General features: G+C 69.5%; 13 protein-coding genes. 6 read left to right on the forward strand and 7 right to left on the reverse strand.

The genetic code is table 11. The annotated features are described in order from the left end of the window. Positions 1-278 precede the first annotated feature (278 nt). The 4 genes from ACWDEX_RS06975 to ACWDEX_RS06990 are packed head-to-tail and all read right to left on the reverse strand — an operon-like array spanning position 279 to position 4,143. Positions 279-1,718, reverse strand: a complete 1,440-nt coding sequence (locus ACWDEX_RS06975) for an NAD(P)/FAD-dependent oxidoreductase (RefSeq protein ID WP_450462177.1) — start codon at positions 1,716-1,718, stop codon at positions 279-281. Between the two features lie 16 nt (positions 1,719-1,734). After that, positions 1,735-2,910, reverse strand: a complete 1,176-nt coding sequence (locus ACWDEX_RS06980; RefSeq protein ID WP_450462178.1) for an MAB_1171c family putative transporter — start codon at positions 2,908-2,910, stop codon at positions 1,735-1,737. An 18-nt stretch (positions 2,911-2,928) separates the two neighbouring features. Beyond that, positions 2,929-3,459 carry a toxin-antitoxin system, toxin component gene (locus ACWDEX_RS06985; RefSeq protein WP_450462420.1) on the reverse strand — a complete coding sequence of 177 codons (531 nt, stop codon included), beginning with the start codon at positions 3,457-3,459 and terminating at the stop codon, positions 2,929-2,931. A gap of 33 nt (positions 3,460-3,492) precedes the next feature. Beyond that, positions 3,493-4,143: a helix-turn-helix domain-containing protein gene (locus ACWDEX_RS06990; RefSeq protein ID WP_450462179.1), complete on the reverse strand. Its 651-nt coding sequence runs from the start codon at positions 4,141-4,143 to the stop codon at positions 3,493-3,495. A gap of 221 nt (positions 4,144-4,364) precedes the next feature. On the opposite strand from ACWDEX_RS06990, the gene ACWDEX_RS06995 reads away from it, so the two are divergent. Beyond that, on the forward strand, positions 4,365-5,033 hold the full coding sequence (locus ACWDEX_RS06995) for an MmyB family transcriptional regulator (RefSeq protein ID WP_450462180.1): 669 nt from the start codon (positions 4,365-4,367) through the stop codon (positions 5,031-5,033). Positions 5,034-5,186: 153 nt separating this feature from the next. Here ACWDEX_RS06995 and ACWDEX_RS07000 read toward each other — a convergent pair whose 3' ends face one another. Then, positions 5,187-5,924 carry a FadR/GntR family transcriptional regulator gene (locus ACWDEX_RS07000; protein WP_450462181.1) on the reverse strand — a complete coding sequence of 246 codons (738 nt, stop codon included), beginning with the start codon at positions 5,922-5,924 and terminating at the stop codon, positions 5,187-5,189. 134 nt (positions 5,925-6,058) lie between these two features. Between ACWDEX_RS07000 and ACWDEX_RS07005 the strand changes: the two genes are divergently transcribed. The 4 genes from ACWDEX_RS07005 to ACWDEX_RS07020 are packed head-to-tail and all read left to right on the forward strand — an operon-like array spanning position 6,059 to position 10,067. Beyond that, on the forward strand, positions 6,059-7,096 hold the full coding sequence (locus tag ACWDEX_RS07005; RefSeq protein WP_450462182.1) for an ABC transporter ATP-binding protein: 1,038 nt from the start codon (positions 6,059-6,061) through the stop codon (positions 7,094-7,096). A 39-nt stretch (positions 7,097-7,135) separates the two neighbouring features. Then, a complete protein-coding gene (locus tag ACWDEX_RS07010; RefSeq protein WP_450462183.1) occupies positions 7,136-8,335 on the forward strand; it encodes an ABC transporter substrate-binding protein in 1,200 nt (399 codons plus the stop codon). A gap of 10 nt (positions 8,336-8,345) precedes the next feature. Next, positions 8,346-9,236 carry an ABC transporter permease gene (locus ACWDEX_RS07015; protein ID WP_450462185.1) on the forward strand — a complete coding sequence of 297 codons (891 nt, stop codon included), beginning with the start codon at positions 8,346-8,348 and terminating at the stop codon, positions 9,234-9,236. Between the two features lie 15 nt (positions 9,237-9,251). Next, positions 9,252-10,067, forward strand: coding sequence for an ABC transporter permease (locus ACWDEX_RS07020; RefSeq protein ID WP_450462186.1), 816 nt, complete (start codon positions 9,252-9,254; stop codon positions 10,065-10,067). Between the two features lie 107 nt (positions 10,068-10,174). Here ACWDEX_RS07020 and ACWDEX_RS07025 read toward each other — a convergent pair whose 3' ends face one another. Both ACWDEX_RS07025 and ACWDEX_RS07030 read right to left on the reverse strand, forming a co-directional pair. Beyond that, complete coding sequence (locus ACWDEX_RS07025; protein ID WP_450462187.1) at positions 10,175-11,185, reverse strand: DMT family transporter; 1,011 nt, start codon at positions 11,183-11,185, stop codon at positions 10,175-10,177. Next, a complete protein-coding gene (locus tag ACWDEX_RS07030) occupies positions 11,182-12,063 on the reverse strand; it encodes a phosphatase PAP2 family protein (protein ID WP_450462188.1) in 882 nt (293 codons plus the stop codon). Before ACWDEX_RS07030 ends, ACWDEX_RS07025 begins: the two co-directional genes overlap by 4 nt. Before the next feature lie 238 nt (positions 12,064-12,301). On the opposite strand from ACWDEX_RS07030, the gene ACWDEX_RS07035 reads away from it, so the two are divergent. Beyond that, positions 12,302-12,916, forward strand: coding sequence for a TetR/AcrR family transcriptional regulator (locus ACWDEX_RS07035; RefSeq protein ID WP_450462189.1), 615 nt, complete (start codon positions 12,302-12,304; stop codon positions 12,914-12,916). Positions 12,917-13,192: the final 276 nt, after the last annotated feature.

Here is a 13,192-nt window from a genome sequence, read left to right on the forward strand (position 1 = left end):
GCCGCGCGACGGGGTGCCGCGCGGCGGTACGTGCATTGCGAGCCCCGTACGCGGACAGCGCCGCGCACACTGTGGCACACCTCCAGCTTGCCGGTCCCCACTGACAATCTCGTTTCCCTGCCGCCGCGTTCGCCCTCTCGGCAGAGGCCCGATTCCCCCCCTGAAACCCCATGCCTTACTGGGGCCTGAGGGGGAGTGCGAGGGCATTTGGACGCCTCGTCGGCCGGACGTGGTGAGAGGTTGCGCGCTGTCGGGGCCTGGCCACCGGGTCAACGGCGTTACCGACGGGGCAGCCCCGTATCCCCGGCCACTCCGGTGACCGCCTCCCATTCGGCCTGGGTCAGCGGGGGTTCTTCCAGGCGCGCGCGGCGAGGGCCCCGTAGGACTGCCAGAACGACCGCCGGCCTTACCAGTTCGCTCAGTGGCTTCGACAGGGTGACCACGTCGAAGAACGCCCTGGCGACGAGCGGGCGGCCCGTGGCGGCCAGCATCAGGCGGTTGACGTAGGCGCCGAGAAGACGGTTCGCGATCCCTGGGGCCTTGCCGATCGCACCGGGGTAGTGGATGTCCGTACTGGTCGCGAACTCCCAGGCCGTCGCCACCGGACGGGCCACGGCCCGCTGAGCCCGCCGGGCCAGCCCCGGCTCCGTCAGCTTGTGCTCGGCCACGAGCCGGCCCAGCGCCAGCGCGCCCTGCGCGGCGACGGACAGCCCGTGCCCGTAGACCGGGTTGTATGTGGCCACCGAGTCGCCGATCGCCACGAACCCCTCGGGCCAGTCCTTGATCTTCTCGTAGAACCGGCGGCGGTTGACCGTGCTGCGCGTGACGACCGGATCGGACAGTGGCTCAGCGTGTGCGATCAGTTCGCCCACGACCGGATGCCGGACGCTGTTGCGCGCGAACGCCTCGAACTCCTCCGCAGTGGCGGGTGGTTCACCGCCCCGGGTACCCGACAGCGTCACCAGCCATCTCCCACCCTCGATCGGCTCGACGGTGGTGGTACGTCCCGGCACCGGCACCGTCGCGTCCGACTGCACGTTGACCAGCGGGAAGTCTTCTGTACCGGGCGGCGCCCGGAAGATCCGGCTGGAGTAGGTGAGCCCGGAGTCCACTTCCTCCAGCGGGGCCTCCGGCACACCCAGTGCCTTCAGCCAGACGGAGGCCCGCGAACCGCGCCCCGCGGCGTCGACGACCAGATCGGCCGCCAGTACGCGCTCCTGTCCGTCGTCCGTCCGCACGCGCACGCCCGTCACCCGCGACGCGTCGCCCTCCAGGGACAGCAGTTCGGTTTGCTGCAGCACGGTGAGGCGCTCGCTCTTGGTGACGCGTTCGCGCACTACCCAGTCGAGCAGATCACGGCTGCACGCGATCATGAATTGCATCTCGGGCCAGCGCCGGAACCAGCCCCGCGGCTGCATGGAAACGAGACTCGTCGGCAGCGGGATACGTCGGGCGCCCGCCGCAAGCCATGCGTCGGTGACGCCCGGCACCAGCTCCTCCATGGCGCGGACACCTCCGGACCAGATCACGTGCACGTGCCGAGCCTGCGGGAGCCCCTTGCGTCCCTCGGGGCCGTGCGGCAGGGTGTCCCGCTCGACGACAGTGACGTCGGCGTACGCGCTCAATGCCGCGGCGGCCAGCATGCCGGCCATGCCGCCGCCGATGACGACGGCCCGTCGGGGGGCTGCAGTTGAGAACGTGCTAGCGGGTTCGCTCATGGAAGTCGCTTCCTGGTCAGGTCCCGGCCGGCCCACGGGCGGCCGCGACGACGGGTGACTGACGCAGGGCGATCGACATCCGCACGAGGTCGCGTGGCCTCTCGGGGGATCCGGCCGGAGCGGTGTCCGCCCCCGCCGATGTGATCACTCTGCCCTCCGGGTCGGCGGCTTTCGCCCGTACTGCCACCGCAACCATCGCCGCGTCGGCCTCCGCCTGCGCCTGAGCGGGGTCGGAGCCCGCCGTCACGGCGGCGTCGTAGGCACGAGAGCGCACTGTGGAGTCGAAGTAGGGGTAAAGGCCGAGCATGCCGTCGTGGATGTCGGACTCCCGTTGTGTCACCTGCAGTTCGGCCGACGACCACCAGGAGATCCGCACCCTGTGGTGCGGGCGGGCGGACACCTGCTGCAGCTCCCGCCACAGCGGCCCGAGGAGGCGGAAGGTCGACCAGGTGTTCCAGCTGTCTCCTACACGCCGGCAGACCAGCGGGAGGCAGAAGCCGACAGCGCTGATCTGCGCTCCGGCGGAGGCCAGCACGGGCGCCGCGTCGCTGCTCAGATAGTCCAGGTCGTGTCCGTTCCAGCGGGCGACGACGGCACTCAACTTGGTCGTCAGATAAGCCAGGTTGAACAGGTAACCGACCACGATGATCAGCAGCCCGACCCGCAGCCAGCCGTGCACCTGAAGAGCCCAACGCCCACACATGATGTTCATCGCCACGCCCGCGACAGTGAGCGCGAGCAGGTACAGCACGATCATCTCGCGTACGAACGGCGTGTGGGCGTAGTACGTGTCGAAGTCCCGCAGCCGCTCCACCGGAGCGTCTCCCAGTACGAAAAGCGCGATCACCGTGATGATCACCACGCCGTACCCGATGACGATACGCCGGCTGAGGCGGCGGGTCGCGGCCGGCGGACCGCCGCGCCAGTTGATGACGAGTACCAGACAGGACGCACTGAACGCGCTGAGCAGGCAGTACACCAGGGGCGCCGAGACATTGGTGATGCCCGTGATGTCGTTGACCTTCGCGATCGTCGGTGGCGCCGCGAAGACGAAAACCAGCCCGGCCAGCACGATCAGCGCGCACACCGACCGCAGCAGTGGGTCGCGCCACGCGCGGATCATCGCGGGTGCCTTGACGGTCAGCGCCACACCCATCACGGCGGCTGGTACGTAGTAGGTGGAACCGTCCATGATATCGGTGCTCGTTCCTCAGCCCTGGGGTCCGCGATATCCCAGGGATGCCTCTATCCGGCCCGCCAGGTCGTCCCGCTTGACCGGCCCGCGCAGCGACGAACCAGCCAGCCAGGTACGGCACTTGCTGGCCAGCAGCAACCCGAAGCTCTCCGCCTCCTTCTCGTCGCAGAGGTCGAAGTGCGTACGGGCGGCGACCTTGTGCACGGTCGCCTGCAGATCGGCGGTGTCGCTCAGCAACCGCGCCGCGACGGCGGCTCCCTCCACATGGTGGCTGTGGTGCCCGGCGTTCAGGTGCCACAGTTCATGGCCGAGAATCACCAACTGGTGATCGGGTGCGGTGCGTTCCTCGATGACGACGAGGTCCTGGTCGGCCATGTCGAGCCAGAGACCGCTTGCCGTGCCGGGGGGGAAGGCGGCCGTGCGGAACCGGACGGGGCGGCCGCGGCGTCGGCTCATGCCGTCGCACAACGCGGCGTAGAGCTCGACCGGCTCCGTCGGTGCCGGGAGCGACAGCTCCGCGACCAACTCGCCGCACAGGCGGCGCATTTCCCTTCCGATGCCCACGGTTCTCCCCCCGGGTCAGGACTCGGGCCGCTTGACGCTCTCCAGAAGCATGTCCAGCCATTCCGCGACCTTGTCACGGTGCTGGTCGGTGGGCAGCTGGGCAGCCCGCCAGGCGATGCCGCGAACGCCGTGGTCCTGCAGCAGCCGCTCCAACGGGTCGTCGGTGGCCACGGCCGCCTCCCGCTCGGCGAGTTGCTGGAGGAGTTCCTGTTCGGAATGCTGGAGGACGTTCGTGAGGGCCTCGGGGTCCTCGGCCGTGAGGAACCCGGCATGCACTCCGAAGAAGCGCTGAATGGCGTCGCAGTGCTCCATGGTGGGGCGCCGGTCGCCATTGATGAGAGCACCTGCCTGCTGGCGCGACATGCCCGCGCCGTCGGCGATCTCCTGCTGGGTGTACTTGCGTCCGTTGGGCTTGAGCCGGGTGCGGCGCAGCAGGTCGAGCCGCTGCAGGAAGCGCTCCTGAAGATCAGGCTCCCCGGCGGGCACTCCACTCAGCAGCGTCTTCACCACCGGCTCCGGGACGCCGGATTCGACCGACAGGCGCGCGACGTCGAAGATCTCCGCATGCGGTATGCCCAGCCGGTCGGCGAGGACGGTGACACGGGCCACGACGGCTGGCAGCAGACCCGTCGCCGTGGCGCCCGGAACCTCGAAGCCATCCGTCACCGACAGGTCTCCTACGTCTCTCTCACATCGTTCTCATGGTCATCCGGAACCCCCCGGAGGTTAGCCGTTCCCTCGAACTCACATCCAGGTCTCGCCACAACTGTGGCGAGATTCAGCCGTCAACGGGCGTTAAATGCCACGATAGTTGACACGACTCGACCCGGGACAGCAGGATCGGGGCGCCGCGTGAAGGCCGCAAAGGCAAGAGGGGTGACCTCCCGATGGCGTATCAGGTAGGCGGGCAGCGGTCGCAGCCAAGGCCCCTCCCCGAGAGTGCGGAAGCACGGGCGTATCTGCGGGACTACGCCATGCTCCTCGAAGCCGCCCCCTTCCCGTCGCTCGTCTTCGACCACCGCTGGGACGTCGTCCTCGCCAACACCGCGTTCGAGACTCTCTTCGGCGGTGTCGCACCGCATCCGACGGCCATGCCGGGCGACAACTTCCTGCGGTTCGTGCTGTTCCACCCGGACGCGGGCACGATCCTGGGCGAGCACGAGTCGAACTGGTGTCTGCCGATGCTGGCACACTTCGCCGCGGCGGTGGAGCGGCACGGGCACGACCACGTGCTGCAGTCCATCCGCCGGGACATCGCTCAGGACCCCATCATGGAGGCCGCCTACCAGCACGGCCTGCCGCACTGGATTCGCATGGTCGGCCCGCACGCCGTGGAGCACGACGGGGCGGTACGTCCGCTGCTGCACCCCGACCCGCGCTGGGGTGGTGACTGCCGGGTGGTGGGGGAGACGCCCAAGACCCTCCAGGACATGGGCTACTCGCGACTGACGCTGGTTCTGAGGGAGGCACCCCGCCCGGCACCCGCCCCGCGCGGGTCGCGCCGCGCCCGGCGCGCAGCGAGCCACCTCAGCGTGGTACCCCTGTCACAGGAGTGACCCCCGGCGGAGCCCCGGATCCGTCGGCGTTCAGGTCGCCGACGGCACCGGGGCTCGTTCTGCGCCGTGAAGTCCGCTCTCCTGGTGAGTGAACCGGTCGGGTGCGCGGGACCGGCCGCGGTGGCCACGCACCCGTGCGTGTACGGGCGTTGGTCACAGCGCGAGCCGCAGCGCGATGAGCCGTGCCGTCGATTCCTCGACGCACCGCTCGACCAGTTCCCTGGCCCAGTCGTGGGCCCCGTCCTGTACCGCGCGAACGACCGAACGATGACGGCCGGCCACCTCCTCGCGATAGACGTCGTCCCCGAGGACGAGGCACAACAGCGCCCCGACCTCCGTCTGCAACGCCATCTGCTCCCGGGTGAGTCGGGCGGACTGCGCGGCCGCGGCCAGCTCCACGTGGAAACGGCCGTACACCCGACTGCGCGCCGCGGCGTCCTCGGCCGTTGCGAACTCGTCCATCGTTCGCCGTAGTTGATGGAGGTCGTCCGGTTCGGTGCGTTGGGCCGCGAGCCGGGCGGCGGCACCCGAGACGGCGGCCCAGTGGTCGACCAGGTCGCGCAACTCCTCCGTGCTCCAGCCTGCCAGCCGTGCCCTGAGCCGCTCCTCGGCCGGGTCTGCGGGCAGCGAGACGAAGCTGCCGCCGCCGCGCCCCCGCCGGGTGGTGACCAGACCCTGCTGTCGCAGTGCCACGAGAGCCTCTCGCAGGGTCACGGTCGACACGCCGAGCTGCCCCGCCAGTTCGCTCTCGCGGGGCAGTTGCTCCCCGTCGGCCAGGAGCCCGAGTTCTATGGCGTCGCTGAGCCGGCGGACCACTGTCTCCACGCGCGCCCGGGTGTCCACCGGAGTGAACACGACTCTCCGGGCCCCGAGTCCCGAGTTGTGCTTCACGGCCACCACCTTGTGCGTTGACTCAATCTTTACCTTCAGACAGACCCTCAACTTCGGGCTGAGACTTGAGGTTTGAACTATGACTTCATATCTTTTCGTTCCAACGTAAGAGTGCACCAGAAAGGTTCCCGTTCATGGAGGGAAGCGCGATCAGGCTGCAGGGACTGCGGAAGGCGTTCGGTAGTACCACCGCGGTGTCCGGGGTCGACCTGGAGATAGCCGACGGGGAGTTCTTCTCGATGCTCGGTCCGTCCGGCTCCGGCAAGACGACCGTCCTGCGCATGATCGCGGGCTTCGAGAGCCCCAGCTCCGGAACCATCGAGCTGGCCGGTCAGGAGGTCACCGGTCTCGCGCCCTTCGAGCGGGACGTGCACACCGTCTTCCAGGACTACGCCCTCTTCCCGCACATGACCGTCGAGCAGAACGTCGCCTACGGCCTCAAGATCCGCAAGATACCCAAGGCCGAGCGGCTCCAGCGGGCCCGCAAGGCGCTCGCTGACGTACGCCTCGAAGGCTTCGGCAAGCGGCGCCCGAGCCAGCTCTCCGGTGGCCAGCGGCAGCGGGTGGCACTGGCCCGAGCTCTCGTCGGCCGCCCCCGTCTGCTGTTGCTCGACGAGCCGCTCGGCGCCCTCGACCTCAAGCTGCGCGAGCAGATGCAGGTCGAACTCAAGGCGCTGCAACGCGAGGTCGGCATCACCTTCGTGTTCGTCACCCACGATCAGGAAGAGGCCCTGACGATGAGTGACCGCATCGCGGTCTTCAACAAGGGCCGCATCGAACAAGTCGGCACCCCCGCCGAGATCTACGAGCGCCCCGCCACCGCGTTCGTCGCCTCCTTCGTCGGTACCTCGAACCTGCTCGAGGGCGAGGCGGCGAAGCGGGTCGTCGGCAGCTCGGGCACGTTCAGCATCAGGCCCGAAAAGATCCGGGTCCTCAAGGAATCCGCTCTCGCGGACGAGCCGGAACACGCCACCGCCACCGGCACCGTCGCCGAAGTGGTCTACCTGGGAGACGCCACCCGATTCCTCGTGGACCTCGACGAGGGCGGCCGGCTCACCGCGCTCCAGCAGAATCTGGAGACCTCCTCCGAGGACGTCGCCGCCTATCGCGGCACCCGGGTGTGCCTCCAGTGGAACCGCCGCCACACCATCCAGGTCCCTGACGCCCGCTGACCCCCCCCACGCCAGTCCCTGTCACCTATGGAGTACTTCGTGCGCCTCACTCGTCCCCTCCAGGCCGCCGCCGCCGTCGCGGTGCTGTTCGCGGCCACCGCCTGCGGCTCGTCCGACTCGGGCGGCTCGTCCTCGTCCACGGGCCTCAACCCGCCCGATCTGAAGGCGCAGTCGAAGCTGGGCAAGACCGAGGGACAGGTCAACCTCATCGCCTGGGCCGGCTATGTCGAGGACGGCTCCAACGACCCCAAGGTCGACTGGGTCAGTGACTTCGAGAAGCAGACGGGCTGTCAGGTCCGCTCCAAGGTCGCGGCCAGCTCGGACGAGATGGTCAAGCTGATGAAGACCGGCGAGTACGACGCCGTCTCCGCCTCCGGCGACGCCTCCCTGCGCCTCATCGCCTCGGGTGACGCGGCCCCGGTCAACACCGACCTCGTACCCAACTACAAGGACGTGTTCAGCGACCTGAAGCTCCAGGCCTGGAACTCCGTCAAGGGCAAGGCCTACGGCATCCCGCACGGCCGCGGCGCCAACCTGCTCATGTACAACACCCAGAAGGTCAAGCCCGCGCCGACCTCCTGGTCCGCCGTCTTCGACGACGCGGCCAAGTACAAGGGCCACGTCACCGCGTACGACTCCCCCATCTACATCGCCGACGCGGCTCTCTACCTGAAGGCCACCAAGCCCGAGCTGAAGATCAAGGACCCCTACGCGCTCGACCAGAAGCAGTTCGACGCGGCGGTCGCCCTGCTGAAGAAGCAGAACCCGAACGTCGGTGAGTACTGGGGCGATTACCTCAAGGAGGTCTCCGCCTTCAAGAGCGGTGACTCCGTGGTCGGCACCACCTGGCAGGTCATCGCCAACCTTGCCGAGAGCGAGGGGGCCAAGGTCAAGTCCCTCGTCCCCAAGGAGGGTTCGACCGGTTGGTCCGACACCTGGATGGTGTCCGCGAAGGCCAAGCACCCCAACTGCGGCTACAAGTGGCTGGACTGGGTCATCTCGCCGAAGGTGAACGCCCAGATCGGCGAGTACTTCGGCGAGGCGCCGGCCAACTCCAAGGCTTGTGCCGAGACCAGCGACAAGAACTTCTGCACCACCTTCCACGCCGGCGACACGGCCTACTGGAAGAACATCGCCTTCTGGAACACGCCCATCGAGCAGTGCATCGACGGCCGTACCGACGTCAAGTGCGTGCCGTACGCCAAGTGGGTCCAGGCCTGGACCGAGATCAAGGGCTGAGGACACGACAATGACCGCCACCCAGCCTGCCGCCGGACGGACCCCCGTCCGGCGGCTCGCCGGGCTGCTGCACCGCCGCCGGCGGCTGCGGCTGTCCCTCCTGCTGACCGCCCCCCTGCTGTGGCTGGCCGTGCTCTACCTCGGCTCGCTGGCCGTGCTGTTCCTCTCGGCGTTCTGGACGACGAACTCCTTCACCTCCGAGGTGGTGAAGGTCTGGTCGACGGACAACTTCCACGCACTGCTGACGACACCCGTCTTCCACCAGGTGATCCTGCGCAGCATCGGCGTGGCCTTCGCGGTCACCGCCCTGTGCGCCGTGATCGCCTTCCCGCTGGCCTTCTTCACCGCGCGCGTCGCCCGGCCCCGGTGGCGTCCGCTGCTGGTGGTGGCGATCCTCACCCCGCTGTGGGCGAGCTACCTGGTCAAGGTCTACGCGTGGCGGCTGATCCTGTCCCAGGGCGGGCTCGCCGACTGGATGCTGAAGCCGTTCGGGCTGAGCGGACCGGGCTTCGGTCTCCCAGCGGCGATCATCACCCTCACCTACCTCTGGCTGCCGTACATGATCCTGCCGATCCACACGGCGCTGGAGCAGCTGCCCGCCAATCTCCTCGACGCTTCCGCGGACCTGGGGGCGCGGTCCGCCCGGACCTTCCGCTCGGTCGTGCTGCCGATGGTGCTGCCGTCCGTCGCCGCCGGCTCGGTCTTCACCTTCTCGCTCAGCCTCGGCGACTACATCACCGTGCAGATCGTCGGCGGCAAGACCCAGCTGATCGGCAACCTCGTCTACTCCAACATCGAACTGAACCTGCCGATGGCCGCCGCGCTGGGGACGGTTCCGGTGGTGGTCATCGTGTTGTACCTGCTGGCGATGCGCCGCACGGGCGCGCTCAGCAGCCTCTAGAAGAGGTCCCTCGTCATGCAACTGTCCCGCTCCGCGCGCATCGCGCTGCGCATCGCCGCCGGGATCGGCTTCGCGATCATCTACGTTCCGCTCGCGCTCGTCCTGGTCAACTCCTTCAACCCGGACCGCAGCGCGAGCTGGCCGCCGCCCGGGTGGACCTTCCACTGGTGGTCGACGGCCTGGGAGAACGCCGGGGCCCGCAACGCCGTCTGGGTCTCGCTGAAGGCGGGCCTGGGCGCCACGGCGATCGCGCTGCTGCTCGGCACACTGATCGCCTTCGCGGTGGCCCGGCACCGCTTCTTCGGCCGCAACGCCGTCTCCTTCGTGGTGGTCCTGCCGATCGCGCTGCCCGGTATCGTCACCGGCATCGCGCTCAACTCGGCGTTCGGCACGGTCCTCGAACCGCTCGGCGTCGGCCTCGGCCTGTTCACCGTGATCGTCGGACATGCCACCTTCTGCATCGTCGTCGTCTTCAACAACGTGGTCGCACGGTTGCGTCGCACCTCCGGCTCCTACGAGGAGGCGGCGATGGACCTGGGCGCCCACACCTTCCGGGCCTTCGTGGACGTCACGTTCCCGCTGGTGCGCTCGGCGCTGCTCGCGGGCGGCCTGCTCGCGTTCGCGCTCTCCTTCGACGAGGTCGTGGTGACCACCTTCACCGCCGGCCCAGGCGTCGAGACCCTGCCCATCTGGATCTTCAACAACATGACCCGCCCGCAGCAGGCCCCGATCGTGAACGTGGTGGCCGCGGTGCTCGTCCTCGCGTCGGTGATCCCGATCTACATCGCCCAGCGGCTGTCCGCGGACACGGCGACGGAGAGCAGGATCTAGTGCCGCGGCACTAGCACTCCGAAGCATTTCGGCCTGCGCGTGCCGGGGGAACGCAAGGGGGCCGACGCGTGCTCGCACACGTCGGCCCCCTTGCGTTCTCGCGAGTTCTAAAGCGCGGTGACGTGCTCCGACGGCGTCGGAGGCGTCGGCTGCTGAGGCAACAGCGACGGCCCGTGCGGGGCAGGGTGGGGCGCCAGCCCGAGCACCGTCACGACCGGGTGGCCACCGCCCGCCGTCGGCCCCGGCCGGCCAGGGTCGACCGCGGCCGCAAGAACCGGGCTCGGCGCCGGCCGCGACAGGGTCACCACCCCCCACGACGCCAGGCAGGCTCCGGCCGCCGCGAAAACCAGGCCTGCCGCGCCGCCCTGGAGGCGCTCGCCCAGCAGGGACAGCCCGATCATCGCCGCGGCGACAGGGTTCGCAAGGGTCACCACCGCGAGCGGGGCGCCCAGGCCGCCGCCCCGGTATGCCGCCTGCGACAGCAGCAGGCCACCCGCCGCGAACAGTGCCACCAGGAGTGCCACCACGACGACCTGCGCGCTGAGTATCGGCCCCGAGCGGTCCGTGGCCGCCACCGTCACCGTCTGCGTGAGAGCCGAGGCGACACCGGAGGCGAAACCGGAGGCGGTCGCGTGGCGCAGCCCGGGGCGGGCGCCCGTCGAACGGGGCCGAGACCGGGGAAAGGACAGCGCGCCGATCAGGACGGCGGTCGTACCGGCCACCGCCAGCGCCTCCGGAAGGCTCAGTACGTCCTCGGGCTCGGGTCCGGACGCCGTCACCAGTAGCGCGGCCAGACCGATCAGCGTGAGTGCCGTGCCCCGCCACTCGACCACGTCGACCCGGCGTCCGGCCGCTCGTGCCCCCAGCGGCACCGCGGCCACGAGAGTGAGCGCACCCAGCGGCTGGACCAGCATCAGCGGACCGAACTCGAGGGCAGCGACGTGCAACAGCGCGGCGGAGGCGTTCAGAACGACCGACCACCACCAGGCTCCGCGCGTCAGCAGCCGCAGCACCCCGGTGCCGGAGGTCCGGGCGAGCCGCTCCTGGGCCACGGCTGCCGCCGCGTACGCGACGGCGGAGAACAGGGACAGGACAACGGCGAGGATCGTTGCGCTCATGGGCTGACCCCAGCCAGGTGGGAGTCGTCGGCCGACACGGTCCCGCCCGCCGGTGTGCCCCGGGCGGCCGACATGGGCCCGTCGGCCGCCCGGGGCACACCGGCCCTGGGCGACGGCACGGTGAGCGGCGCCTCGGAGACCGCCCCGCTCGGTGCGGGCGCCGGTACACGGACCACCGCCAGCGCGATGCCGAGCAGGACGGCCGCCGCGATCGCGTCCAACCAGTAGTGGTTCGCCGTGCCGACGATCACCACCAGGGTCAGCAGCGGATGCAGCAGCCACAGCGGGCGCCAGCGGGACCGGGTCGCCGCGATCAGACCGATCGCGACCATCAGTGCCCAGCCGAAATGCAGCGAGGGCATAGCGGCGAACTGGTTCGCCATCGAGTCGGTCTCGGGCACGGCCCCGTACACCGTCGGCCCGTACACCTGCCCGGTGTCCACCAGGTGTGCCACGTCGAGCATCCGCGGCGGGGCGAGCGGGAACGCGAGGTGCAGCACCAGCGCGGCGCCGGTGACCAGGGCGAGGGCCCGGCGGGCCCACAGATAGTGGTCGGGCCGCCGCAGGTACAGCCAGACGAGGAAGGCCGCGGTGGCCGTGAAGTGGACGGCCACGTAGTAGATGTTCGCGGCGCGGACGAGGGGGTCGCCGTGCAGCAGTGCGGACTGCACGGCACCCTCGCCCGGCAGATGAAGGAAGCGCTCCCACTGCCAGACGTGGTGCGCGTTGACGTGGGCCTCGACACTGTGGCCGTTCGCCAGCCGCCGGCCGAACTTGTAGACGAGGAAGAGCCCCGCGACCAGCAGGAGCTCGCGCAGGAGAGGCGGCCGGCGTATCGCGGCTGCCTCGCCACTCTCTGGCCCGGTGCGGGATTCCATCCCCGCCCCCTTTGCTGACGTGTGTGGGGTGGTGCGTGGTGAGCCCAGGACAAGATCCACTCGACAGACGAACGGGTCCTGTCCAAGACTCATCGAAACGGAAGTGTACCGATACGCTTCCGTACCGGTACAGTAATGTATCGATACATGAGCGTATCGATACATGCGTGTGTCGATAGACTGAGGTGTCTACCGGCCGGATCACGACGGAGCCGGCTCACGACGGAGGAGCGAAGCCATGACGTCGCAGGTAGCGGACGCGCCGGAGACGGTTGCCGCTTCGCGCCGTTCCAAGCTCACCCCTGAGCGCGAGCAGGAGTTCTTCGACGCCGTGCTCGACCAGATCCGCGAACACGGCTATGACGCCGTCACCATGGAGGGCGTCGCCGCCAGCACGCGGTGCAGCAAGTCGACGCTGTACCGGCAGTGGAAGACGAAGCCCCAGTTCGTGGCCGCCGCCCTGAGGGCCAACCGGTGCGTGCGGATCGCGGGCGTCGACACCGGTTCGCTCGCCGGGGACCTGCGCGGCGCGGCTCAGGCGGTCGCGGCGTGGTCCGGCCGTGACACCAAGCTGCTCCAGGCCCTCGGCCATGCCGTGACGCAGGACGAGGAACTCGCGCAGGCGCTGCGCGAGGCACTCGTCGAGCCCGAGGTCAGGGCGCTCCAGGCGATCCTCCGCCGCGGAGTGGAGCGCGGGGAGGTGGCCGCCGATCATCCGGCATTGGAGTACGTCCCCGTGCAACTGCTCGGCGTGCTACGAGTCCGCCCGGTGCTGGAGGGGCGGTACGCGGACGAGGAGTACCTCGCGCGCTTCGTCGAGGCGGTGCTGCTTCCGGGACTGGGAGTGGCATGAGGCCCGGGCCGCCGTCCGCGGGATGACCGGACGGCGGCCTGCTTGCGCCCGCACCGTGGGGACGGGGGCGGCGCGCATCCCCGGCCGGGTGGGGTTCCTCTCAAGCAGAGGGGCACCCCACCCGGCCGCACTACGCCAGGGTCCGGGTGCCGACGGCTCGGATGTGCTATCCGTCGACGCCAACGGAAGACGCTCGGTATGCGGCATCCGTCACGAAGGACGAAAGCCGTCGAGTGCCAAGGCGGTTGACGATCGACGGCTGCCACCGGGCCCGGC

Source organism: Streptomyces sp. NPDC001020, from assembly GCF_053599115.1.

Excerpts from the sequence above, each read along its gene's own strand:
- ACWDEX_RS06975 (WP_450462177.1), bottom strand. The coding sequence starts at position 1,718 with ATGAGCGAACCCGCTAGCACGTTCTCAACTGCAGCCCCCCGACGGGCC.
- ACWDEX_RS06980 (WP_450462178.1), bottom strand. The coding sequence starts at position 2,910 with ATGGACGGTTCCACCTACTACGTACCAGCCGCCGTGATGGGTGTGGCG.
- ACWDEX_RS06985 (WP_450462420.1), bottom strand. The coding sequence starts at position 3,459 with ATGCGCCGCCTGTGCGGCGAGTTGGTCGCGGAGCTGTCGCTCCCGGCA.
- ACWDEX_RS06995 (WP_450462180.1), top strand. The coding sequence starts at position 4,365 with ATGGCGTATCAGGTAGGCGGGCAGCGGTCGCAGCCAAGGCCCCTCCCC.
- ACWDEX_RS07005 (WP_450462182.1), top strand. The coding sequence starts at position 6,059 with ATGGAGGGAAGCGCGATCAGGCTGCAGGGACTGCGGAAGGCGTTCGGT.
- ACWDEX_RS07015 (WP_450462185.1), top strand. The coding sequence starts at position 8,346 with ATGACCGCCACCCAGCCTGCCGCCGGACGGACCCCCGTCCGGCGGCTC.
- ACWDEX_RS07020 (WP_450462186.1), top strand. The coding sequence starts at position 9,252 with ATGCAACTGTCCCGCTCCGCGCGCATCGCGCTGCGCATCGCCGCCGGG.
- ACWDEX_RS07025 (WP_450462187.1), bottom strand. The coding sequence starts at position 11,185 with ATGAGCGCAACGATCCTCGCCGTTGTCCTGTCCCTGTTCTCCGCCGTC.
- ACWDEX_RS07030 (WP_450462188.1), bottom strand. The coding sequence starts at position 12,063 with ATGGAATCCCGCACCGGGCCAGAGAGTGGCGAGGCAGCCGCGATACGC.
- ACWDEX_RS07035 (WP_450462189.1), top strand. The coding sequence starts at position 12,302 with ATGACGTCGCAGGTAGCGGACGCGCCGGAGACGGTTGCCGCTTCGCGC.